Source organism: Streptomyces sp. NPDC048496, from assembly GCF_043200055.1.
Taxonomy (GTDB): domain Bacteria; phylum Actinomycetota; class Actinomycetes; order Streptomycetales; family Streptomycetaceae; genus Streptomyces.
The window spans coordinates 1-22,288 of the sequence record NZ_JBICXB010000054.1; the positions used below are offsets into that span (position 1 = coordinate 1).

Sequence of the window (22,288 nt, forward strand, 5' to 3'; positions counted from 1 at the left end):
GCCCTCCTGGCCACCTGGACCGGCGCCTGCTCCATATGCGGCCAACCTGCCCCGACACCCGAACCCCACCACAGAACCTAACAAAGCCCTACTAGTCGGCGGTCCGGTTCCCGCCCAACTCCGCGGTCAGCCAACTCGCCGCCCGGGCACGGAATTCGGCGGGTGCGAGGGCGCCCGCGCCCGCCGGTACGGTGCCCAGCAACGGCGCGCCCGCCGCCACCGGCAGATCGTCGAGATTGCAGCGTGCGGCCAGATCCGGCTCGGCGGGCATGCTGCCCACGACCACGCCCAGGCACTCCAGCCCGCGCGCCCGCAGCGCCTCCGAGGTCAGCGTGGTGGAATTGAGCGTGCCGAGCCCGGCGGGTACCACGACCAGGACCGGAGCGCCGAGCAGCCGCGCCGCGTCCGCGAGCGTGGCGCCTTCGTCGTCGAACCGTACGAGCAGCCCTCCGGCGCCCTCGACCAGCACCAGATCGTGCTCGGTGGCGAGCTTCTCGGCCGCCTCCGCGATCTGTTCCGGGCGCACCGGCGCCAGGCCCGCCCGTCGCGCGGCGGTGTCCGGCGCCAACGGCTCGGGGAACCGGGCCAGTTCGAGGCCGGTCACCGCCTCGCCGGCAAGTCTGCGCACCTCGAAGACATCGCCCGGCTCGCCCGGCGCAACGCCCGTCTGGGCAGGCTTGAGCACGGCCACCGAACGCCCGGCGGCGACCGCCACCGCGGCCACGGCCGCCGTGACGACCGTCTTGCCGATCTCCGTACCCGTACCGCTCACCATCAGTACCGACATCTCAGCCCTCCCGCGCCGCCGCGCACACCGCACGGCAGATTCGCGCCAGATCGTCGCCGCCCGTCACATACGGCGGCATTGTGTAGATCAGGTCCCGGAACGGGCGCAGCCACACACCCTCACGGACCGCGGCCTCGGTGGCCGCCGCCATGTTCACGTCGTGATCGAGCTGTACGACGCCGATGGCGCCCAGAACGCGTACATCCCGTACACCTGCGATCGCACGGGCCTCGGCCAGGCCCCCCAGCAACCCTGCTTCCAGGCGCTTGACCTCCTGCTGCCAGTTCTGGCCGAGCAGCAGATCGATCGAGGCAAGGGCCACCGATGCGGCGAGCGGATTGCCCATGAAGGTCGGCCCGTGCGCAAGCACCGGGACCTTGCCGCGCGAGATACCGTCCGCCACCCGCGAGGTGCAGAGGGTTGCCGCCATCGTCAGATAGCCGCCGGTCAACGCCTTGCCGACGCACATCACGTCGGGGGAGACCCCGGCATGCCCGGCGGCGAACAGTTTCCCCGTACGCCCGAAACCGGTCGCGATCTCGTCGAACACCAGCAGCACGTCATGGGCGTCGCACGCCTCGCGCAGCACCCGCAGATAGCCGGGGGAGTGGAACCGCATCCCGCCCGCACCCTGCACCACCGGCTCCACGATCACCGCGGCCAGCTCATCGGCATGCTGCGCGATCAGCTTCCGCAGATGCTGTACGTACGTCTCATCCGGTTCCTCATCGAATCCGCCGGGCGGCTCGTCGGCGAAGACCTGTCGCGGCAGCACCCCCGACCACAGCTCATGCATGCCGCCCTCGGGGTCACAGACCGACATCGGCTGCCAGGTGTCCCCGTGGTAGCCGCCGCGCCAGGTCAGCAGCCGCTGTTTGGCAGGCTTTCCGGTCGAGCTCCAGTACTGCAGACACATCTTCACCGCGACCTCGACCGACACCGAACCCGAGTCGGCGAGGAAGACATGGCGCAGCGGCTCCGGTGTGATCTCGACCAGCCTGGCGGCCAGCCGCACGGCGGGCTCATGGGTGAGCCCGCCGAACATCACATGGCTCATCCGGTCAAGCTGGCCGCGCGCCGCCTCGTTGAGCACCGGGTGGTTGTAACCGTGCACCGCCGACCACCAGGACGACATGCCGTCAACCAACTCGCTCTGCCCGTAGGCTGGTTCGGCGAGCCGGAGACGTACCCCGGACGCGGACTCCACCACCAGCGGCTCCTGCCGACCCGGCATCGGGCCGTACGGATGCCAGACGTGGTCCCGGTCCAGGGCCCGCAGTTCGGCCGGGGAGAGGGGCTCAGGCATTGGGTGCGAGATCCGTTCCCGCGCCACGACGGCGGACCGCCACCAGATCGGTTCGCGCGCCCGGCACCCCGGCCTCGGCGTCCCCCGGTTCGTCGGCCACGTCACCGCAGGGCGCACAGCCCCCCGCGTGCGAGCCGCAGCCGCCACCGGTCTCCGCCTCGGCCGCCTCGGCCGCCGCGTCCGTACGGTGCCGGGGCAGCGTCGTCGTACCCGCACCCTCCACCTCGAAACCGGCGTCCGCGATCATGTCCAGATCCGCCTGTCCCGCCTGGCCCTCACTGGTCAGATAGTCGCCCAGGAAGATCGAGTTGACCAGGTGCAGGGCGAGTGGCTGCATCGAGCGCAGGTGTACTTCGCGGCCGCCCGCGAGCCGGACCTCGACATCCGGGCAGACGAACCGGACCATCGCCAGAATGCGCAGACAGCGCTGCGGGGTGAGGTTCCACTCCTTGGCGAGCGGGGTCCCCTCGAACGGGATCAGGAAGTTCACCGGAACCGAGTCCGGGTCCAGCTCGCGCAGCGAGAAGACGACGTCGACCAGATCCGCGTCACTCTCACCCATCCCGGCGATCAGCCCGGAGCACGCCGAGAGCCCCGCGGCCTGCGCCTGCTGGACGGTCTCCACCCGGTCCGCATAGGTGTGGGTGGTGGTGATGTCCCCGTACGTCCCCTCGGACGTATTGAGGTTGTGGTTGTACGCGTCGGCGCCCGCAGAACGCAGCCGGTCCGCCTGCCCGGCGGAGAGCAGACCGAGGCAGGCGCACACCTCGACGCCCTCGTTCTGTTCCTTGATGGCTTCGATCGTCTGCGACACCCGGTCGACGTCCCGGTCCGTCGGACCGCGGCCGCTCGCCACCAGACAGACACGCTTCGCGCCGCCCGCCACCCCGGCGGCGGCGGCCTTCGACGCCTCGTCCGGTTTCAGCCAGGTGTACTTGAGGATCTCGGCCTTCGAGCCGAGCCGCTGAGAGCAGTACGAGCAGTCCTCGGGGCAGAGCCCGGACTTGAGATTGACCAGATAGTTCAGCTTCACCCGCCGGCCGAACCACTGACGGCGCACCTTCCCGGCCGCGGCCACCACTTCGAGCAGGTCGTCGTCCGAGGTCGCCAGCACGGCGAGCGCTTCTTCGCGGGTCGGCAGCTCGCGCCGCAGCCCCTTGTCCACCAACGTGTTCAGGAGGTCCATGGTCATGATCCTGGCTTACGGCACCGCCCGCAGCCAAGGAGGAACCGGACAATAGAGCCCGCAGAGCATGTGTGTATTGCCACACCATGACGGGCCACGCCCCCGGTTATGGTCTGTGAGCTGCCTACAAAAGGGACCGCCGACATGTCCTTCGCCCCGTTCGACTGGATCGATGACGAGGCGCGCCGCCGTGCGGACGCCGGGCTCGTCCGTACTCTGCGCCCCCGACCCGCCGAGCCGGAACTGCTGGACCTTGCGAGCAACGACTACCTGGGCCTTACCCGGCACCCCGAGGTGACCGCGGCCGCCGCCGAGGCCGCGCACCGGTGGGGTGCGGGCGCCACCGGCTCCCGGCTGGTCACCGGTTCCACCGCGCTGCACGCCGACCTCGAACGCGAACTGGCCGAATTCTGCGGTTTCGAAGCGGCCCTGGTCCTCTCCTCCGGCTACGCGGCCAATCTCGCCGCGCTCACCGCCCTCACCGGCCGTGGCTCCCTGATCGTCTCCGACGCGGGCAATCACGCCTCCATCGTGGACGGTTGTCGCCTCTCCCGGGCGGACACCGCCGTCGTACCCCACGCGGATCCCGAAGCCGTCGCCAAGAAGCTGCGCGCGCACGGCGGCCGCGCCCTGGCCGTCACCGACTCGGTCTTCTCCGTCGACGGAGACGCCGCGCCGCTGCCGGAACTGGCCGGCATCTGCCGTACGGAGGGCGCCGCGCTGCTCGTCGACGACGCGCATGGCCTGGGCGTGCTCGGGGAGGGCGGGCGCGGCGCCCTCGCCGCCGCCGGTCTCGCGGGTGGTGACGGGATCGTCACCACCCTGACCCTCTCCAAGTCCCTGGGCAGTCAGGGCGGAGCGGTCCTCGGACCGGCCCCGGTGATCGACCATCTGGTCAACGCGGCCCGCACCTTCATCTTCGACACCGGGCTCGCACCGGCCGCGACGGGCGCGGCTCTCGCGAGCCTGCGCCTCCTGCGCCGCGAGCCGGCACGCGCGGGCAGGGCCCGTACGGTCGCCACCGCACTGTACGAACAGCTGACCGCGCAGGGGCTGACCGCCGTATGTCCCGACGCCGCAGTCGTCTCGGTTCAGGCACCCTCGCCGGACGCGGCTGTGCGCTGGGCGGCCGACTGCCGCGCGGCCGGTATCGCGGTGGGCTGCTTCCGCCCGCCGTCGGTCCCGGACGGCGTCTCGCGACTGCGGCTCACCGCACGGGCCGATCTGACGGAGGCGCAGATCGCGACCGCGGTGGCGACCGTCCTGCGGACCGCGCCACTGACCTGACCGGTCAGCCGACCGGACCGTCATTCGGACCGGAGACAAACGAAGTCCAGGCCGCAGCGGAGAACCCCGGCGGGGGTCTGGACACGTCTTTGGAGTCCCGCACGGCCAGCTGCTCCGCGCCGAACGGAGCAGCTGCCACACACTGATCTCAACGTCCAGCGGCGCCGCGTTTCCCGTTTTCACCTTCCCGGGCCCCCAGCTTGTCGCTCGCCACCCCGATCGACCCGAGAACGTCCCCGTCCTTGTCCAGCAACTCAAGGTGTGCAAAGCAGTTGGCAGCCTCGTCCCCGCGGTTCGTGCACAGATGTCGGGGATGCCGCCGGACGAGGACGGGGGAGCCTCGATCGGCCGTGCCTGGCAGGGACGGGAGTCGGGTAGGTCAGCGCGGCGCGGACCCTGGGTGAGGAGAGTGGGTCACGTCTGCCGCCAGGTCCGCCAGGGCCGGGTGATGATCTCCCAGTAGGTGTGGTGGGACGGGTTCTGGCTGCAGTGCCGCAGCACCCAGTTCTGCGGTTCGGTGAAGTCCTCGCTGGTCGGTGACGTCTCGCCGTCCAGGGCGCACTGCATCGCATACAGGACCGGCTCCGCGTCCGGTTCGCGGCCGGGCTGGAGAGTCCAGGTCTCGTAGCGCAGGACCGAGCGAGGGGTCACCGGCCCCACCTCCGGTTGGCCACGGCCACTTTGGCGCTCAACTCCTCGGCCGGGGTCGGCAGGCGTACGTCCTCGGGCGGCACGTCCCACTCCCGGCCACCACGCGGTGGCCGAAGCTGCACGTACGGCCCCACATGCCCCCTCACCACGCCCACCCGGCCGTCCCGCCGGTCGACCACCACGGCGCCCACACCGGGCGCGGCAGTTTGCTCGACCGCATCAGGGTTGCGGGCCGTCATCGTGACCACCCCGGCGAGGCGGTCCGCGACCGGGCGTTCAGCCGCAGGACGGGAACACAAGTGGTGGCGCTCTTTCGCACGTTGATACTCCTCGGCGGCGTGGACCGTGCCCCGGGCGTATCGGTGCCGCAGGGTCGGCACCGATCCTCACGCCGGTCACCGGGACAAAGGAACCTCCACCAAACCCCACTCCGGGACGTCCTGCACCATGTAGAACGTCCCTGGTGCCGTCCCGAGAGGAAAGGAGAGACTCGTGCCGAACGAGAGACTACGAGCCGTCATGGCAGCCGGAGGCTGGACGTACGCCGCCCTCGCCCAGGAGGTCGAGATCGACCCCAAGTCGGTCGAGCGCTGGGTGAACCTCGGGCGCACTCCACGCCGTGCCACAGCCCTACAGGCGGCCAAAGCCCTGGGAGAAGACGTGCACGCACTCTGGCCGGCACTGCGCCAAGCCCGCCCCGCCCGCGCCATCAGCCCCGAACTGGTCGCGCTCTACGACCAGCGGGCCGACATCCCCGTCTCGACGTTCACCGACCTCTTGGCCCAGGCCCGGGAACGGATCGACATCCTCGTATACGCGGCCGTCTTCCTCCACGAGGCGTACCCGCGGCTGAACGAACTCCTCACCGAACGCGCCGCCGAAGGCTGCACCGTCCGCATCGCGATCGGGGACGCCGACAGCGACAACGTCCAAGCCCGCGGCAAGGAGGAGCGGTTCGGCCACGGCATCGAATCCCGCTGCCGCCTCGCCCTCATGCACTACAGGCCACTCGCCGGTACCCCCGGCATCGAAGTCCGCACACACGCCACCACGCTCTACAACTCCCTCTACCGCGCCGACGACCAGCAACTCGTCAACGCCCACGTCTGGGGCGTCAACGCCTATGCCGCCCCCGTGTGGCATCTTCGCCGACACGAGGAGAGCGGCATGTTCGACACCTACGCCGACAGCTTCGACGCCGTGTGGGCGACGGCGACGCCCGTACGAGAGGAAGGCTGACCGTGGCCCGCACCGAGTACTACGACGACCCGAGCGCGCCCAAGCCGAACAGCATGGTTGTTGCCGCATCCGCCGTCGTCACCGACGACCGCGGGCGCATCCTCCTCCAGCGTCGCCGCGACAACGATCTGTGGGCGCTGCCCGGCGGAGGTATGGACCTCACCGACTCCCTGCCCGGCACGGCCATCCGCGAGGTCAAGGAAGAGACGGGCCTCGGCGTCGAGATCACCGGCCTGGTCGGCACCTACACCGACCCGAAACACATCATCGCCTACACCGACGGCGAGGTCCGACGCCAGTTCAACGTCTGCTTCACCGCCCGCATCATCGGCGGCCACCTGGAGATCTCCGACGAATCCACCGAGCTCCGGTTCGTTCCGCCGGAAGAGATCGAGCAGTTGCCGATGCACCACACCCAACGGCTCAGGCTCCGACACTTCCTGGAACAGCGCGAGAAGCCGTACCTGGGCTGAACCGTCTGACGGCAGTAGCTGACGGCAACAACCCCGCACAACCAGGGACACCCACGCACTTCCCCGGACCAGAAAACTGCGGACGCCGAAGCGGGGCGGCCGCTGGCGGGATCACCGGGAGGTGAGCACGGATCCGCGTTCCGCGAACGGGCCTGGGACGACCGCGAAACCGGCCGGCGGCCGTCCTTGCAGATCGCGCGTATTCGTCCCGCGCGATCCGCGGGCATCTCCGGCGGCGCGGCATTCGCACTGTCATCCAGCAGCCCGCCGACCAGGCCGGTCACCGCTTGAACCGAGGCCGCGCTGGCGGTCGCCCGCCCGCTTTCGACAGCGAGGCCTACAAGCAGCGCAATGACGTCGAGCGATGCATCAACCGGCTCAAGCAGTGGCGCGGCCTAGCCATGCGGACGGAGAAACTCGCCATCGCCTACCAGGCCGCACTCCACCTTGCCGCCATTCTCATCTGGGCCCGGCGATAGCCCGCTGGTCAGCGATCAGCCACCCAGCGAGCGTCGGGGGGCCAGGACCCCTTGCTGACGATGTGATCCACGATCCTGAACGCTTCACCGATCGGCACGGTGTCCTCGTTCGGGTACTCGTCGTGCTGCCCGCTGGCCAGCATGAACCCCTCGCTCGACCCGTTAGCTCCTGGGTCCACAGCGTGCTCGCCGGGGTCACCCTCCTCTTCGAGGAGCATCACCATCGCGCGCTCGGTGTTCGTAACGACGGCCAACGCTCGGCCGGATGAGCTGGACAGCCACGTCTCAAGCTGCCCTCTGCCGATCCTCGCCTGAAGGACCTCCAGTACCGTCTCCAGCGATACCGGGGCGGTGCTGCCGTCATCGATCAACCAGGACTCGATCATGAGCACGACGATCTCACAGACGGATCTAGGAGACAGTTCCTAGTGTCCTGAGTCGCAGGTCAAGCCCTGGTGAATGACGCAACGGGACGTCCTGATAGATCAGCTTGTGTCGAGCAAGAAGATCATCGGGAGTCCCGTTGCAGGAGAAGTCTGTCATCACGCGCACGGTCGAGGCGGCCGGGGGTCTGTACGCGCCTGGCCACTTGGGCGAGTTGACCCAGGTCGTGGATTTCGCGCTGGTGGACGCGGTGCTGGAGGAGACCGGCCGGCGCGAGAAGCGCCTGCGGCTGCTGCCTTCGCGGGTGGTGGTGTATTTCGTGCTCGCTGTGCGCAACGAGGTTCTACGTGTTCGAGCAGGGGTGGAAGGCCCCTGCCGTTGGGTCGTCGCAGCGGCCTGATCGAAGCTGAGGACAGCCTGATCCGGGGATCGCCGGGGAGGGCGGAAAGCAGTCCTGACAAAGCCGGGACGGATCGGTACTGCCAGACGGTCCGGGGTCGGCGAGCGAAGCCAAGAGGTGCAGCGGAAGCGAATCAGTGGTTGAAGTCCCGTAATCGAAGTGCCGGCTCGAATCTGGTGGATCGGGGCCGGTCAGCAGCGCGTGACGGACGTCGTTAGGTGTCAGTCAACTCCGAAGCCGAGGAGCGAGGTCGGTGGGGAGGCCATGCCGAAGGTCTGCGGCGTAGGTATGGCGAGGCTGCCGGGGCAGAGCTGGGCGCCTACTTGGCTGATCGAGGCGTAGGGAACGTTGGAACCATCCGCGGCCGTCCGCGGCCCAGGCAGCCGGTCTGGGGAGCGGGCAGGTCCGTTGCCGACTGAGGGCCGTGGGATGGGGCGGAGTCCTCGTAGTAGTCCGCGCGCACGAGAGGTGCGTACATGGCGAAGGAGGACAGCAAGTTGGTGGCTGAAGGACTGGAAGGCCGGGAGGTTGTCGCCGGTGAATACCGACGAGCTGGAGCACGCCCTGTTCAGGGCGGAGCTGCGGGTACTGGAGATCCAGACCAAGCTGCACCGCTGGGCTCGCGATGATCCTCATCGCAGGTTCGATGATCTTTTCAATCTTGTCGCCGATCCCGCGTTCCTTCTGGTGGCGTGGGACCGGGTGCGGGGTAACAAGGGTGCCAAAACTGCCGGGGTGGACGGCCGCACAGCGGCGTCGGTCACTGTGGGGACGGGCGTGGAGAGCTTTCTCGACGGGTTGCGGGCCTCGCTGAAGGACCGCAGTTTCCAACCCCAGCCGGTACGGGAGCGGATGATCCCCAAGGCGAACGGCAAGCTGCGTCGCCTGGGGATCGCTACCATTCGCGACCGGGTGGTCCAGGCAGCCTTGAAGCTGGTGCTGGAGCCGGTGTTCGAAGCGGACTTCCTCCCGTGCTCCTACGGGTTCCGTCCGATGCGCCGGGTCCACGACGCGGTGGCCGAGGTGCGCTACCTCTCCTCCCGCTCCTACGAGTGGATTGTTGAGGGAGACATCCAAGCCTGTTTCGACGAAATTTCGCATCCGGACCTGATGGACCGGTTGCGGGCGCGAGTCGGAGACAAATGTGTTCTGGCACTGGTGAAGGCGTTCCTCAAGGCGGGCATCCTCGGTGAGGACCGCGTGTTGCGGGAGACCAACGCCGGTACCCCACAGGGTTCGATCTTGTCCCCGTTGCTCAGCAACGTGGCCCTGTCGGTCCTGGACGAGCATATCGCCCAAGGACCGGGAGGCCCCGCTTCCAGTCAAGTGGAGCGCGGCAGACGTCGCCGCCACGGGCTGCCGAACTATCGGCTGGTCCGTTTCGCCGACGACTGGTGCCTGATGATCTCCGGCACCAGAGCCGATGCCGTGACCCTGCGGGAGGAGATCACCGACGTCCTGTCCACCAGGATGGGACTGCGGCTCTCACGGGAGAAGACTCTGATCACCCACATCGACGACGGGCTGGATTTCCTCGGGTGGCGCATCCAGCGCCACCGAAAACGAGGCACCGACCGGTACTACGTCTACACCTACCCAGCCCGCAAGGCCCTCAAGGCCCTGATGGCCAAGGTCAAGACCTGGTGCCGCGAGATGGACACGAGCCAGCCGCTCGACACCCTGCTTATCCGGCTCAACCAGATGCTGCGGGGCTGGTGCGCGTTCTTCCAACCCGGCGTGTCCAGCGCGACCTTCGGATACCTGGCGCATTACGCGCGTGAACAGGTCATCCGGTGGTTGCGCCGCAAACACCGCCGGATCACCTGGAAGGACCTCCATCGTCGCTTCTGCGACCCATGGGGATGGCCGACCGGGCAGGAGAGGGCACTGTTCAACCCCGAGAAGGTAGGCACGACCCGCTACCGATACCGGGGCGCAGCGATCCCGACTCCCTGGACGGCCACAGGATGACGACCGATAAGTGAGCCCCCAGCGGGACTTGTGGAGAGCCCGTTGCGGTGAGAGCCGCACGGCGGGTTCGGGAAGCGGCCTGGGGAAACGGGCCGGTCGCACGACCGGAACCGCGCCCCAGGCCGACTTTCACCTGGCCCTGTTCGAGGGCTGTTCCTATCGGGGCGTGTGGGGCAAGCTGACGGCGAGGCTGGAGGGACTGCCGTTGGTGCGTCCGGCGGTCTCCTCGCTGTCCAGAGCCCGACGGCGAATAGGAGCGGCACCGCTGCGGCGGCTGTTCGAGATCCTTGCCGGACCCGTCGCCCACCTCGGGCAGGCCGGTTCGTCCTGTTGAGTGTGCTGGACCGCACGATGCTCCTGCTGGCCGATGCCGGCTTCGATGGAGCCGATTTCGCCCGGGACGTCCAGGCCACCGGCGCCCAGTTCCTGGTGCGCTCCTCCGCCCGCCGGATACCCACTTCCTTCCGGCACCTGGGCTCACGAGCCCGGTCGAGCGGTCTCGGGCATGAGGGCCGCGAAACTGCGTTGTCTCCCGCCAAAGGGGCGGTTACAGTCTGGATCATGCTGCCTCCGGTGGAAACAGACGAACAGTGGGATGCGGTCGTTCCTGACGAGACGGTGATGCGGCCTGGAGTGGAGGCCCTTTGTGCACGCCTGGGTCTGGCCGACGCACCGCTGACTCGTTTTCCGGACGGGTCGCAGCCGGTCTACGCGGTGGGCGACGAGCATGCTCTCAAGCTGTTCCCCGGAACCGCTGCACAGGACGGCGTCGCTGAAGGCCGTGTTCTGTCCTATCTCCAGGGGCGGCTACCTGTAGCGACGCCGCAGGTGCGCGAGTTCGGCCCGTACGAGAACGACTGGCAGTTCGTCCTGATGTCCCGGCTTCGCGGCGAAAACCTGGCCCACGCCTGGGACCGCATACCGCATGCCCACCGTGAACGGCTCGTCGCCGAGATCGGAGAGACCCTCGCAGTTCTTCACTCTCTTGATCCCGGTCCCCTCGAGGACGTCCTCGGTCCCGGAGACTGGGGCGCCTTCCTGGACCGCCGGCGTGAAGGCACCGTGGAACAGCAGCACGCACACGGACTGTCGGCCGGCTGGCTGGAGCAGATCCCGGAGTTCCTCGCCTCGGTCCCCCTGCCACGCGCCCCACACCGTTCCCTGCTGCACACCGAGGTCATGCAGCAGCACTTCCTCGTTGATCCCGACGGGTGGCGCCTGACCGGACTCTTCGACTTCGAACCGGCCATGATCGGTGACCGCGCATACGACTTCGTCGGTGTCGGCTTGTTTGTCACCCGAGGTGATCCGCAACTGCTGGCCCAGCTCGCCAAGGCGTACGGCCACACCTTCGAACCGACCGAGCTGCTCGCGTACACGTTGCTGCACGTGTACAGCAACCTCTCCTGGTACATGCGGGAACTGCACGTACCCGCCGAAGGAACACTGCCTTCGCTCGCTGAGGCATGGTTCGCCACGGCGTGACGCGGGCGAACGCGCGTTTGCCATACCGCCGACCAGTGTTTGTGCCGACCGTGTGCAGCCCCAAGGACTGCCCGGTGGGGTCACGATCGGAGCCATAGCCGAATGGCGGCAACGGTCATGGTGCCATGGAAGACATACGCTCGCTTGTCGAAGCGGGTGGCTACTGCACGGAAGCCCTTGAGGGCATTGATCGTTCGCTCGAGGAGCAGTTGCACCTCGGAGTGACGGACAGCCACCCCCCGCCAGCCCCGGCGCCTGCCCGTCGCCGTGCAGCAGGACAACGGACGCGGCATGGTGATCATCCGCTGTCTGGCCAAGGAGCGCGGCGGACGGCTCACGGTCACGCCCACCACCGGGCGGGCAAGACCGTCTGGATCGCGCTCCCGTGGACCGTACCCGCCCAGACCTGACTGCTCGAGCGGGCGCCGCACGTCACTGCGTCGACGTCGCCCGCCCGAGGCCGCCGCGCAGCAGTGCGCACGGCGTCGCCGCCGCTCCGCTCCGCTCGCGCGCTCGCCGTGGTGCACCACCGAGATCGTCCGCCGGAACGCCGTGGGTTCCAGCCGGCGCACGGACAGCGGAGTCGGCGACATCGCGGAGACCATCTTCGGCACCACCTCCATTCCGGACCCCTGGTGCACTGAAACACGTGGTGAATGGGGGAGCCGGAGGAGAATCGGAGGGATCAGCGAACTCGTCCGTACCAGACGCTCCTCGTCCAGATCTTCTCCAGCCGCACGACGGAACCGGTCTTCGGGGAGTGCCAGATCTTCCCTCTGCCGGCGTAGATGCCCACGTGGTAGACGCTGCGCCCCGAGTGGAAGAAGACCAGATCGCCGCGTTTCCGTTTCCACGCCGAGACGTGGCGGGTCTTGTTGTACTGCTGCTGGGCCGTGCGCGGGAGCTTCTTGCCCACCTTCTTGAACGCGTACAGCGTCAGCCCGGAACAGTCGAAACGGTGGGGGCCGGTGGCCCCGTACCGGTACGGCGATCCTTTCTTCGACGCGGCGATCTTGAGTGCCTTCGTTGACCGCGTCGCGGCCTGGGCGTCGGTCACGGCGCCGGGGACGATCATGGAGCCGCCGACGGCGGCGAGCGTCAGAACCGTGGCCGTACCGGCCCGGGTGATCAGAAACGGGACATGAACCTGCGCAATCATGCGCAACCCTTCGTCAGCCGCCTGTGAAGGATGACCTGTCGGGTTCGGGCTGGCGAAGTTGCCCGGCCGCACGATGCGGCTTCACCCCGAGGGTCGACCGGATGCCCGGTCGACCCGTTGCGCTCGGGTCCTCCACTCCTGCCGATCCACTTCTGTCGACCAGTCATCCGGGCGGCGGCAGGACTCGGCGTCCGCCCGGACCGCCTCGCCGTGGTGGCGGGGGCTTGTCGTCCCACGGATCTTGACTCACCGGCTGCCGGATTTCCGAAGCAAAACAGCGATATGCAAGATTTGCCGTCAATGGTCTATTTGGGTGGGCAAGGGCTGATTTGGGCACTCGTTGGGCTGCCTCGACCGGTCCCGTACCAGCGGTGGAACGGCATACTTCGCGCACCGTCCACGCCGGCGGCGCAAGTCGAGTCGTCCCTCTCGCGGGGGATTCCTTGCGCCGGACGAGCGAGAAATTTCGATCACCATGCCGGGCGTGTCGCCGACGGAGTGATGATCAACTCATCGGGGCCGGGGGCACGGTGACCCGTTCGGCCCGCCGTTCCCCGTCCAACACGCGCAGTGCCCGTGCCAACGTGGCGGCGTGGATCTGTGCTTCACCCCGCTCGTGCATCAATGTGAGCGCGTCCCGCAGGGCGCCCGCCCGCGAGGCGAGTGCCTGGGCCGCGCGCAGCGCACCGTAGGTGTCGCTGCCGCGGGCGGGGTTGATCCGGCCCAGCTGGTCGAGCACTTCCAGGTAGCAGTCGATGAACTCGGCCTCGGCGCACGTCAGTGCGGGCAGCGGTGGGAGGTGGGGTGGCTGCATCGGCGGTTCACCTCGGGCCGTTCGGCGGGAGCGACGTCTTGCGGTTCTCCAGGACGTGGTCCACCAGCCCGTACGCCTTGGCCCCGGCGGCGTCGAGGATGAGGTCGCGCTCGAAATCGACGGCGATCCGCTCGGCGCTGCGGCCGGTGTGACGGGCCAGCATGCGGGTGAGCAGCTCGCGGACACGGACCAGTTCCCGCGCCTCGATCTCCAGATCGGACGGCTGGCCCTGCGCCGGCTCCGGGAGCTCGGGCTGCTGGACGACGACCCTGGCCCCGTGCAGGGCGTGCCGGCGGCCGGGAGCGCCCGCGGCGAGCAGGACCGCCGCGCTGGAGCCGGCCTGGCCGAGGCAGAACGTCTCCACCTCGCAGGTGAGGTACCCCATCGTGTCGTAGATGGCGGACATGGCGCCGAACGAGCCGCCGGGGGAGTTGATGTAGAGGGAGATCGGCCGGTCGGGCGCCGCGTGCTCCAGATACATGAACTGCGCGATCAGGTCGTTGGCGGCGGTGTCGTCGACCGGGGTTCCGAGGAAGACGATGCGCTCGGCGAGCAGCTTGGAGTACGGGTCGAGGGTGCGGGTCCCGTCGGTCGTGCGCTCGGTGAACTCGGGCAGGACGTAACGGGCGGCATGGCGGAACATGGCGAGGCCTCTCCTCCGGTGTCTGTACGGGGCCTGCGCGGGCATCCGTAAAAAATGTACAGGACGTACAGAAGGTTATGATGGGGACTATGGCCTACGAGATTCCGGTGACGCAAGCGCGAGCTGAACTCGCCGAACTGATCAACCGCGTCGTCTACGGCGGCGAGCGAGTCGTGGTGACGCGGCACGGAAAGCCGCTCGTTGCGCTCGTCTCGGCCGCTGACCTGGAGCGACTTGAGAGCGACGCGGCTGTTGCGGAGGAGCAGGTGATCAGCTCGGTCTCCTCGATCGGCTCCGTGGTGTCCGCTCCGGGCGAACGGCGGCGCTTCGGTATCGCGGCGGAACACCGGGGACAGCATGACGCGGGCAACTGACCGCCCCTGCATGCTGATCGCCACCGCCCAGGGGTTCATGGCGCAGCCGACGATGTTCGGGGACGCCGCGCCCGAGGGGCTGGAGGGCGGCCTGCGCGGGCTGGTGTCCATGGATCCGCAAAAGAGCAGTTAACGCGCAGGAAAAACTTGCGTCCTGACCTGCGATACCTCGCCGTGAGACAGTGATTCTTCGTTCAACAGTCTGTTGAATGCGGTTAGTGTCTCGCTGCGCCCAGAACCGGACTGGGCGGAAGACTGTGAGGTGGGCACGTTGCAACTGACCCCGCATGAGCAGGAACGCCTGCTCATTCATGTGGCTGCCGATGTGGCGGAGAAGCGCCGGGCGCGTGGACTGCGGCTCAACCACCCCGAGGCGGTCGCGCTGATCACTGCGCATCTGCTGGAGGGTGCCCGTGACGGCCGTACGGTCTCGGAACTGATGGTGTCCGGGCGGAAGGTGCTCACCCGCGACGACGTCATGGACGGGATCCCCGAGATGATCCACGACGTCCAGGTCGAGGCCACCTTCCCGGACGGCACCAAGCTCGTCACCGTCCATGACCCGATCGTCTGACAGGGCGCCGCCGTGATCCCCGGAGAGATTCTGTACGCGGACGGGCCCGTGCTGCTCAACGAGGGCCGAGCCGTCACCCGCCTCACCGTCCTCAACGCCGCCGACCGGCCTGTCCAGGTCGGCTCGCACTACCACTTCGCCGAGGCCAACCCCGGTCTGGACTTCGACCGTTCGGCCGCGCACGGCCTGCGGCTGAACATCGCCGCAGGAACCGCCGTCCGCTTCGAGCCCGGTATCCCCGTCGACATCGAACTCGTGCCCCTCGCCGGAGGGCGCATCGTCCCGGGCCTGCGCGGCGAAACCGGAGGTGCCCTCGATGGCTGAGCTCAACCGTGCCGCGTACGCCGATCTGTTCGGGCCCACCACCGGCGACCGCATCCGGCTCGCCGACACCGATCTGCTCGTCGAGGTCGAGGAGGACCGCTCCGGTGGTCCCGGACTCGCGGGCGACGAGGCGGTGTTCGGCGGCGGCAAGGTGATCCGCGAGTCGATGGGCCAGGCGCGCACCACCCGCGCCGAAGGAGCCCCCGACACGATCATCACCGGCGCCGTCATCATCGACCACTGGGGCATCGTCAAGGCGGACATCGGCATGCGCGACGGCCGGATCACCGGGATCGGCAAGGCCGGCAACCCGGACACGATGGACGGCGTCCACCCCGACCTCGTCATCGGCCCCGAGACCGAAATCATCGCGGGCAACGGCAAGTTCGTGACGGCCGGCGCCATTGACGCGCATGTCCACTTCATCTCGCCGACCACCGTCGACCAGGCCCTCTCCGCCGGTGTCACCACGCTCGTCGGTGGCGGCACCGGACCGGCCGAGGGTACGAAGGCGACCACGGTCACCCCGGGCGCCTGGCACCTGGCCCGGATGTTCGAGTCGCTGGAGATCTACCCCGTCAACATCGGGCTGCTCGGCAAGGGCAACACGATGTCCGGCGACGCCATGCGGGCCCAACTGCGGGGCGGTGCACTCGGATTCAAGATTCATGAGGACTGGGGGGCCACCCCGGCCGTCATCGACGCCTGCCTGAAGGTGTGTGAGGAGAGCGGCGCGCAGCTCGCCATCCACACGGACACCCTCAATGAGGCCGGATTCGTCGCCGACACCCTCGCCGCGATTGCCGGGCGCTCCATCCACGCGTACCACACCGAAGGCGCCGGCGGCGGGCATGCCCCGGACATCATCACCGTGGTCTCCGAGCCGTACGTTCTGCCGAGCTCCACCAATCCGACCCGGCCGCACACCGTCAACACCATCGAGGAACACCTCGACATGCTGATGGTCTGCCACCATCTCAACCCCGCCGTGCCGGAGGACCTGGCGTTCGCCGAATCGCGGATCCGGCCGTCCACCATCGCGGCCGAGGACATCCTCCACGACCTCGGGGCGATCTCGATCATTTCCTCCGACGCCCAGGCGATGGGCCGTGTCGGCGAGGTCGTCCTGTGCACCTGGCAGACCGCCCATGTGATGAAGAAACGCCGTGGCCCTCTGCCCGGCGACGGTCGGGCCGACAACCACCGGGTTCGTCGCTATGTCGCCAAATACACCATCAATCCGGCCGTCGCGCAGGGCCTCGATCAGCAGATCGGCTCCGTCGAGACCGGAAAACTCGCCGACCTGGTGCTGTGGGAGCCGGCGTTCTTCGGCGTCAAACCGCAGACCGTCATCAAGGGCGGACAGATCGCGTACGCGCAGATGGGCGACGCCAACGCGTCCATCCCCACCCCGCAGCCGGTCATGCCCAGGCCCATGTTCGGCGCATTCGGCCGGGCGCCCGCCGCGAACTCGTTCAACTTCGTCGCGAGCGCGGCCATCGAGGACGGGCTGCCTGAACGCCTCGGACTCGGCAAGAGGTTCGTACCGATCACCAGTACCCGTGGCGTGACCAAGGCGGACATGCGGGAGAACGACGCCCTGCCGCGTGTCCACGTCGACCCGGACAGCTTCGCCGTGACCATCGACGGCGAACCGGTCGAACCCGCACCCGCCGCCGTACTCCCCATGGCCCAACGCTACTTCCTCTTCTGAGACAGGGCATGTGATGAGCCGCGCAGCTCTGCTCGTCCTCGCCGACGGCCGGTTCCCCGCCGGGGGCCACGCCCACTCGGGTGGCGCCGAACCGGCCGTCGAGGCAGGACGCATCCGTAACGCCGAGGACCTGGCCGCTTTCTGCCGGGGCCGCCTCCACACCACCGGACTCACCACCGCGGCACTCGCCGCGGCGGCCGCCCACGGCCTCGACCCGCTCGCCCTCGACGAGGCCGCCGACGCGCGCACCCCGTCGCCCGCCCTGCGGGCGGTCGCGCGCAAGCTCGGCCGTCAGCTGATGCGGGCCGCCCGCGCCACCTGGCCCAGCCCCGAACTCGCCGCGCTCGCCCGGGCTCGCCCGCGCGGCGCCCACCAGCCCGTCGTGCTCGGCCTCACCGCACGTGCGGCGGGGCTCGGGCCCGCGGATGCGGCGCACTGCGTGGCGTACGAGACGGTCAGCGGACCGGCCACCGCGGTGGTCCGGCTGCTCTCCCTGAACCCCTTCGAGGCCACCGCCGTCCTCGCCCGCCTGGCACCCGAACTCGACCGGGTCGCCGAACAGGCCGCCGCCGCCGCACTTGGCGGCATCGACGCGCTGCCCGCCGCATCGGCGCCGCTGCTCGACATCACCGCGGAGGCCCACGCCACGTGGCCGGTCCGCCTGTTCGCCTCGTAGAAGCACACGCACCACACCCCACCAGGAGCCGCACCCATGCATCTCGACCACTCCCACGACGGCCCGGCCACGGTGAGTGCCGACGCCGCACGCCCGGACGGCACCCGCCGTGCCCTGCGCATCGGGCTCGGCGGGCCGGTCGGCTCAGGCAAGACGGCGACGGTCGCCGCGCTCTGCCGCGCGCTGCGTGACCAGCTGTCCATCGCTGTCGTCACCAACGACATCTACACCCGCGAGGACGCCGAGTTCCTGCTCCGCAACGCCGTACTCCCGCCCGAGCGCATTCAGGCCGTCGAGACCGGCGCCTGCCCGCACACCGCCATCCGTGACGACATCTCCGCCAACCTCGAAGCCGTCGAGGACCTGGAGAACAGCGTCGGATCTCTCGATCTGATCCTCGTCGAGTCCGGCGGCGACAATCTCACCGCCACCTTCTCCAAGGGCCTTGTCGACGCCCAGATCTTCGTCATCGACGTGGCGGGCGGCGACGACATCCCGCGCAAGGGCGGCCCCGGCGTCACCACCTCGGACCTCCTCGTGATCAACAAGACCGACCTCGCCCCGTACGTCGGCTCCGATCTGGACCGGATGGCTCACGATGCCGCACAGCAGCGCGGCCCACTCCCGGTGGTCTTTACCTCTCTCACCTCCGGCGAAGGGGCCGACCCCGTGGCGGCCTGGGTGCGCGCACAGCTCGCCGCCTGGACCGCATGAGCGTCCAGGCGGCCGCCCGGATCACCGCCGTCCTCGACGGCCGCGGCGCCACGGCCCTTCCCGTGCTGGAGAGCGACGGGCCGCTCGCCCTGCGCCGGACCAGGGCCACCACCGCTCCGTACGCCCGCGTCACCGTCGTCGGCGCGATGAGCGCACCGCTGGGCGGCGACCGGCTCTCCATCGCTGCGCGCGTCGAGGAGGGCGCCGGGCTCACGGTGGACTCCGCCGCGGCCACCGTCGCGCTGCCCGGACCAGGGCGGAGGCCCCAACCCGCCTCGTACGACATCGCGTTGAGCGTGGCGAAGCGGGGAGTGCTCAACTGGCTTCCGGAGCAGCTCATTTCCGCGTCCGGCAGCGAGCTGCACATGACCACCCGGGTCGAACTCGCCGCCACGGCACGGCTGGTGCTGCGTGAGGAGCAGATCCTCGGCCGGCACGGCGAGTCCACCGGCACCCTCCATGCCCGCCTCACCGTTCACCGCGCCGGTCGTCCGCTGCTCGACCAGGAGGTGGCGTACGGTCCCGGGGCGCCCGGCGGCTGGGACGGCGGGGCCGTACTCGGCGGCCATCGCGCGGTCGGTCAACTCCTCTTCGTGGACCCGGCATTCGAGGATGAATGCCCTGAAACGCGACTGCTGGGGCCGACCGCCGTACTCACCCGGCTCGCCGGCCCCGGGGTGCTGGTGACCGCCGTGGCCCCTGATGCCCGACTGCTGCGTACCATCCTGGACGGCGCTCTGGACGAGCTGGACGGTGGACGCGGGTAAGCACCGCTCAGCGGGACAGGGGTCTCCGGTTATCGATTCGGTAAAGAAGTGCGTGTACAGCCTGTTCCCAGGGACCCCATAGGCGACAGGATCCGCGGGAGGACCCGATGTGAACTGCGCCGCTACCTGCGGCGCTTCAGACAATGGGGGAGGTTCCACTTGAGACGCACAGCAGTGCTTGGCTCGGCCGGTACTCTGATCGCGGGCACGCTCATAGCCGGTGCCATAGTCGCGCCGACTGCCACAGCCGAAGGCCATCACAACGGTTCGGAGGCGCACGGCGTACAGATCGCCGCCGCACGGGCGGCCGACGCCGGCATCGACTGGAAGGACTGCCCGGCCGACTGGGCCCTGGCCACACCTATTCAGTGTGGCTGGGTGACCGTGCCGCTCGACTACGCCAAGCCCGACGGCAAGCAGATCAAGCTCGCGGTCGACCGGCACGTCAGCACCGGCACGAAGGAGCAGCGGCAGGGCGCGCTGCTCTACAACCCGGGCGGCCCCGGTGGTTCCGGGCTGCGTTTCCCCACCCGGATCACCAGCAAGAACCCGCTGTGGACGAAGACCGCGCAGGCGTACGACTTCGTCGGCTTCGACCCCCGCGGTGTCGGCCACTCGGCGCCGATCTCCTGCGTCGACCCGCAGGAGTTCGTGAAGGCCCCGAAGCCCGACCCGGTACCCGACAGCGAGGCCGACAAGCGCGCCCAGCGCAAGCTCGCCGCCGAGTACGCGGACGGCTGCGCCGAGCGCAGCGGCGACATGCTGCCGCACATGACCACGCCGAACACCGCACGCGACCTGGATGTCATCCGCGCCGCGCTCGGTGAGGAGAAGCTCAACTTCCTGGGCGTCTCCTACGGCACCTACCTCGGAGCGGTCTACGGCACGATGTTCCCGGATCACGTCCGGCGCATGGTCGTCGACAGCGTGGTCAATCCGGCGAAGGACAACATCTGGTACGAGGCCAACCTCAACCAGGACATCGCCTTCCAGAAGCGCTGGGACGACTGGAAGGCATGGGTCGCCCAGAACGACGCGGCCTTCCACATCGGCACGACGCCTGCCCAGGTCGAGCAGGAGTGGCTGAAGCTGCGCGCCTCGGCCAAGAAGAACCCGATCGGTGGCGTCGTCGGACCCGCCGAGCTCATCGGTTTCTTCCAGAGCGCGCCGTACTACGACTCCACCTGGGTGCGCATCGCCCGGACCTGGAGGGACTACCGGGCCGGCGACACCCAGGCGCTGGTCGACGCCGCGGGCCCCGACATGTCGGACCTCGCGGGGAACGCCTCCTCCGAGAACGGCAACGCCGTGTACACGGCCGTCGAGTGCGCGGACGCCAAGTGGCCCACCAACTGGCAGACGTGGGACCGCGACAACACCCGGCTGCACAAGGACTACCCGTTCATGACCTGGGCGAACGCCTGGATGAACCTGCCCTGTGCGACTTGGTCGGCCAAGCAGCAGACCCCGCTGGAGGTCAAGACCGGCAAGGGCCTGCCGCCGGTGCTGATCGTGCAGTCCACGCGTGACGCCGCCACCCCGTACGAGGGCGCCGTCGAGCTGCACAAGCGGTTCAAGGGTTCGCGTCTGATCACCGAGAAGGACGCCGGTTCGCACGGTGTCACGGGCCTGGTCAACCCCTGCATCAACGAGCGGGTGGACACCTACCTGCTCACCGGGCAGACCGACGGTCAGGACGTGACGTGCACCCCGCACGCCACGCCCAAGCCGTAGGCGACTGAGTGACGGGGACGGGCGGCCGGACAGGAACCACCGGCCGCCCGTCCTCCCGTACGAGGACCGTTCACACCCCCCGGTCGTACCGCTCCAGCCAGGCGTCCTCCGCCGAGTAGTCGAAGAGGACCTCGCCGTACGCCCGCAGCATCGCCGGGAAGGCGTCCCGCCAGTCCCGTCCGTCCAGCCGCGCGGCGAGCCACTCCACGGTCTCCGGCAGCGACTCCGCATAGCCGGTCACCGGCCGGTAGCCGATCTCCTTCTCGGCCGCCGTCATGTCATAGACGATGGGATGGGCACTGCTCCACGGCGTCTCGCCCACGTGCCCCGCGGGAGGCGGTCCGTCCACCAGCACCGTCTCCGTCTCCAGGCCGAGTACCCCGTCGATCGCCGACGCGATCTCCGCGACCGTAGGCGCCTGCGGATCGCCCGCGTTGAGCACCCGCGATCCGGGCCGCAGGGCGGCGAGCCTGATCAGCTCGGCGACGTTGGACACATGGACCGGATGGAACCGGCCCGCGCCGTTGTAGGCGAGGACCCGGCGCCTGCGGCCGTCCAGGAGTCGTTTCACGAAGTACAGTTCGCGCGGGGAGCGGCAGTACGGGCCATGGATCGCACCGGCCCGCAACAGTGTCACCGGCAGGGCGTCACCCGCCGCGAGCAGATCCCGCTCCAGCCGGACCTTCCGGGTCCCGTACGTGGCATCGCCGGGCGCCACCGTGGACTGTGTCTCCGGGATCGGCAGCGGGTACTGCGGAGCCCCGTCGGGCTCGTCCTGCGTGTCGAAACTGCGGCCGCGGGCGTCCTCGTACACCGCGCCGCTGGAGATGACGACGGCCGAACCGATCCGGCCGGCGAGCCCGGTCAGCTGCCGGGCGTGCTGCTCGCCGTACGCCACCATGTCGACCAGCACGTCGCACCCGTCGCCCAGCGCCGCGGCGAGTGCCCCCTCCTCGTCGCGGTCGAGGGCGACTGCCCGTACGTCATCGGCCCATCGCTCGTCCCGGCCGCCCGCGCGCGAGGCCGCCGTCACCTTCCAGCCGTCCTCGGCGAGCGCCCGCACGGCCACCCGCCCGATCTGTCCCGTTGCTCCGAGAACCCATGCGTGTCCCTTGCTCATGAGGTGCACGCTAGGCGGTGGCCGGCC

General features: G+C 69.2%; 26 protein-coding genes, 3 pseudogenes and 1 riboswitch. Of the genes and pseudogenes, 17 read left to right on the forward strand and 12 right to left on the reverse strand.

Annotation, left to right across the window (positions count from 1 at the left end; all coding sequences use genetic code 11):
• Window positions 1–91: 91 nt before the first annotated feature.
• From bioD to bioB, 3 genes are read right to left on the reverse strand one after another with little or no spacing between them, the layout of a single operon-like run.
• Window positions 92–787 (reverse strand): dethiobiotin synthase, encoded by a 696-nt coding sequence (gene bioD / locus ACGFSA_RS30255; protein ID WP_393309234.1) that lies wholly within the window; start codon window positions 785–787, stop codon window positions 92–94.
• Window position 788: 1 nt separating this feature from the next.
• Window positions 789–2,093, reverse strand: a complete 1,305-nt coding sequence (locus ACGFSA_RS30260) for an adenosylmethionine--8-amino-7-oxononanoate transaminase (RefSeq protein ID WP_393309235.1) — start codon at window positions 2,091–2,093, stop codon at window positions 789–791.
• Window positions 2,086–3,279, reverse strand: coding sequence for a biotin synthase BioB (bioB, locus tag ACGFSA_RS30265; RefSeq protein WP_393309269.1), 1,194 nt, complete (start codon window positions 3,277–3,279; stop codon window positions 2,086–2,088). The genes ACGFSA_RS30260 and bioB overlap by 8 nt, the downstream gene beginning before the upstream one ends.
• Before the next feature lie 144 nt (window positions 3,280–3,423).
• On the opposite strand from bioB, the gene ACGFSA_RS30270 reads away from it, so the two are divergent.
• The gene (locus ACGFSA_RS30270; protein WP_393309236.1) at window positions 3,424–4,566 is read left to right on the forward strand and encodes an 8-amino-7-oxononanoate synthase; all 1,143 of its coding nucleotides are present in this window, start codon (window positions 3,424–3,426) and stop codon (window positions 4,564–4,566) included.
• Window positions 4,567–4,570: 4 nt separating this feature from the next.
• On the opposite strand, the gene ACGFSA_RS30275 is transcribed toward ACGFSA_RS30270, so the two are convergent.
• The 3 genes from ACGFSA_RS30275 to ACGFSA_RS30285 all read right to left on the reverse strand — a co-directional run bounded on the left by ACGFSA_RS30275 (window position 4,571) and on the right by ACGFSA_RS30285 (window position 5,456).
• A complete protein-coding gene (locus ACGFSA_RS30275; RefSeq protein WP_393309237.1) occupies window positions 4,571–4,705 on the reverse strand; it encodes a DUF397 domain-containing protein in 135 nt (44 codons plus the stop codon).
• Between the two features lie 275 nt (window positions 4,706–4,980).
• Window positions 4,981–5,226, reverse strand: coding sequence for a hypothetical protein (locus ACGFSA_RS30280; protein WP_393309238.1), 246 nt, complete (start codon window positions 5,224–5,226; stop codon window positions 4,981–4,983).
• The gene (locus tag ACGFSA_RS30285) at window positions 5,214–5,456 is read right to left on the reverse strand and encodes a hypothetical protein (RefSeq protein WP_393309239.1); all 243 of its coding nucleotides are present in this window, start codon (window positions 5,454–5,456) and stop codon (window positions 5,214–5,216) included. Before ACGFSA_RS30285 ends, ACGFSA_RS30280 begins: the two co-directional genes overlap by 13 nt.
• Window positions 5,457–5,736: 280 nt before the next feature.
• Between ACGFSA_RS30285 and ACGFSA_RS30290 the strand changes: the two genes are divergently transcribed.
• The 3 genes and pseudogenes from ACGFSA_RS30290 to ACGFSA_RS30300 form a co-directional block, all read left to right on the forward strand.
• A complete protein-coding gene (locus tag ACGFSA_RS30290; RefSeq protein ID WP_393309270.1) occupies window positions 5,737–6,456 on the forward strand; it encodes an XRE family transcriptional regulator in 720 nt (239 codons plus the stop codon).
• A gap of 2 nt (window positions 6,457–6,458) precedes the next feature.
• Window positions 6,459–6,929, forward strand: a complete 471-nt coding sequence (locus ACGFSA_RS30295) for an NUDIX domain-containing protein (RefSeq protein ID WP_393309240.1) — start codon at window positions 6,459–6,461, stop codon at window positions 6,927–6,929.
• 131 nt (window positions 6,930–7,060) lie between these two features.
• Window positions 7,061–7,408 (forward strand): annotated as a pseudogene (locus tag ACGFSA_RS30300) (transposase); the annotation flags it as partial.
• 8 nt (window positions 7,409–7,416) lie between these two features.
• Here ACGFSA_RS30300 and ACGFSA_RS30305 read toward each other — a convergent pair.
• Window positions 7,417–7,794 carry a hypothetical protein gene (locus ACGFSA_RS30305; protein WP_393309241.1) on the reverse strand — a complete coding sequence of 126 codons (378 nt, stop codon included), beginning with the start codon at window positions 7,792–7,794 and terminating at the stop codon, window positions 7,417–7,419.
• 137 nt (window positions 7,795–7,931) lie between these two features.
• Between ACGFSA_RS30305 and ACGFSA_RS30310 the strand changes: the two are divergent.
• The 4 genes and pseudogenes from ACGFSA_RS30310 to ACGFSA_RS30325 form a co-directional block, all read left to right on the forward strand.
• Window positions 7,932–8,123 (forward strand): annotated as a pseudogene (locus ACGFSA_RS30310) (transposase domain-containing protein); the annotation flags it as partial.
• 606 nt (window positions 8,124–8,729) lie between these two features.
• Window positions 8,730–10,163: a group II intron reverse transcriptase/maturase gene (ltrA, locus tag ACGFSA_RS30315; RefSeq protein WP_393309242.1), complete on the forward strand. Its 1,434-nt coding sequence runs from the start codon at window positions 8,730–8,732 to the stop codon at window positions 10,161–10,163.
• A 10-nt stretch (window positions 10,164–10,173) separates the two neighbouring features.
• Window positions 10,174–10,497, forward strand: coding sequence for a transposase domain-containing protein (locus ACGFSA_RS30320; RefSeq protein WP_393309243.1), 324 nt, complete (start codon window positions 10,174–10,176; stop codon window positions 10,495–10,497).
• A 227-nt stretch (window positions 10,498–10,724) separates the two neighbouring features.
• Entirely contained in the window at window positions 10,725–11,648 is a 924-nt protein-coding gene (locus tag ACGFSA_RS30325; RefSeq protein WP_393309244.1) for a phosphotransferase family protein, read from the forward strand.
• A gap of 80 nt (window positions 11,649–11,728) precedes the next feature.
• Here ACGFSA_RS30325 and ACGFSA_RS30330 read toward each other — a convergent pair.
• From ACGFSA_RS30330 to ACGFSA_RS30345, 4 genes and pseudogenes are all read right to left on the reverse strand, one after another.
• A pseudogene (locus tag ACGFSA_RS30330) lies at window positions 11,729–11,983 on the reverse strand (IS5/IS1182 family transposase); the annotation flags it as partial.
• A gap of 350 nt (window positions 11,984–12,333) precedes the next feature.
• The gene (locus tag ACGFSA_RS30335) at window positions 12,334–12,807 is read right to left on the reverse strand and encodes a C40 family peptidase (protein WP_393309245.1); all 474 of its coding nucleotides are present in this window, start codon (window positions 12,805–12,807) and stop codon (window positions 12,334–12,336) included.
• Window positions 12,808–12,810: 3 nt separating this feature from the next.
• A riboswitch (cyclic di-AMP (ydaO/yuaA leader) is annotated at window positions 12,811–12,997 on the reverse strand.
• A 315-nt stretch (window positions 12,998–13,312) separates the two neighbouring features.
• Window positions 13,313–13,621: a hypothetical protein gene (locus ACGFSA_RS30340; protein WP_393309246.1), complete on the reverse strand. Its 309-nt coding sequence runs from the start codon at window positions 13,619–13,621 to the stop codon at window positions 13,313–13,315.
• A 7-nt stretch (window positions 13,622–13,628) separates the two neighbouring features.
• Window positions 13,629–14,264 carry an ATP-dependent Clp protease proteolytic subunit gene (locus tag ACGFSA_RS30345; protein ID WP_393309247.1) on the reverse strand — a complete coding sequence of 212 codons (636 nt, stop codon included), beginning with the start codon at window positions 14,262–14,264 and terminating at the stop codon, window positions 13,629–13,631.
• Window positions 14,265–14,353: 89 nt separating this feature from the next.
• Here ACGFSA_RS30345 and ACGFSA_RS30350 point away from each other — a divergent pair, with 89 nt between their 5' ends.
• The 9 genes from ACGFSA_RS30350 (at window position 14,354) to ACGFSA_RS30390 (ending at window position 21,141) form a co-directional block, all read left to right on the forward strand.
• Entirely contained in the window at window positions 14,354–14,638 is a 285-nt protein-coding gene (locus tag ACGFSA_RS30350; RefSeq protein ID WP_393309248.1) for a type II toxin-antitoxin system Phd/YefM family antitoxin, read from the forward strand.
• On the forward strand, window positions 14,622–14,771 hold the full coding sequence (locus tag ACGFSA_RS30355; RefSeq protein WP_393309249.1) for a hypothetical protein: 150 nt from the start codon (window positions 14,622–14,624) through the stop codon (window positions 14,769–14,771). Before ACGFSA_RS30350 ends, ACGFSA_RS30355 begins: the two co-directional genes overlap by 17 nt.
• Before the next feature lie 138 nt (window positions 14,772–14,909).
• On the forward strand, window positions 14,910–15,212 hold the full coding sequence (locus tag ACGFSA_RS30360) for an urease subunit gamma (protein WP_037822390.1): 303 nt from the start codon (window positions 14,910–14,912) through the stop codon (window positions 15,210–15,212).
• A 12-nt stretch (window positions 15,213–15,224) separates the two neighbouring features.
• Window positions 15,225–15,536 carry an urease subunit beta gene (locus ACGFSA_RS30365; RefSeq protein ID WP_393309250.1) on the forward strand — a complete coding sequence of 104 codons (312 nt, stop codon included), beginning with the start codon at window positions 15,225–15,227 and terminating at the stop codon, window positions 15,534–15,536.
• Window positions 15,529–17,250 (forward strand): urease subunit alpha, encoded by a 1,722-nt coding sequence (locus ACGFSA_RS30370; RefSeq protein ID WP_393309251.1) that lies wholly within the window; start codon window positions 15,529–15,531, stop codon window positions 17,248–17,250. Before ACGFSA_RS30365 ends, ACGFSA_RS30370 begins: the two co-directional genes overlap by 8 nt.
• A gap of 13 nt (window positions 17,251–17,263) precedes the next feature.
• Window positions 17,264–17,926: an urease accessory protein UreF gene (locus ACGFSA_RS30375; protein ID WP_393309252.1), complete on the forward strand. Its 663-nt coding sequence runs from the start codon at window positions 17,264–17,266 to the stop codon at window positions 17,924–17,926.
• Between the two features lie 36 nt (window positions 17,927–17,962).
• Entirely contained in the window at window positions 17,963–18,640 is a 678-nt protein-coding gene (gene ureG, locus ACGFSA_RS30380; protein ID WP_393309253.1) for an urease accessory protein UreG, read from the forward strand.
• The gene (locus tag ACGFSA_RS30385; protein ID WP_393309254.1) at window positions 18,637–19,407 is read left to right on the forward strand and encodes an urease accessory protein UreD; all 771 of its coding nucleotides are present in this window, start codon (window positions 18,637–18,639) and stop codon (window positions 19,405–19,407) included. Before ureG ends, ACGFSA_RS30385 begins: the two co-directional genes overlap by 4 nt.
• A 159-nt stretch (window positions 19,408–19,566) precedes the next feature.
• Entirely contained in the window at window positions 19,567–21,141 is a 1,575-nt protein-coding gene (locus ACGFSA_RS30390; protein WP_393309255.1) for an alpha/beta hydrolase, read from the forward strand.
• 70 nt (window positions 21,142–21,211) lie between these two features.
• Here ACGFSA_RS30390 and ACGFSA_RS30395 read toward each other — a convergent pair whose 3' ends face one another.
• Window positions 21,212–22,261 (reverse strand): NAD-dependent epimerase/dehydratase family protein, encoded by a 1,050-nt coding sequence (locus ACGFSA_RS30395; RefSeq protein WP_393309256.1) that lies wholly within the window; start codon window positions 22,259–22,261, stop codon window positions 21,212–21,214.
• Window positions 22,262–22,288 lie beyond the last annotated feature (27 nt).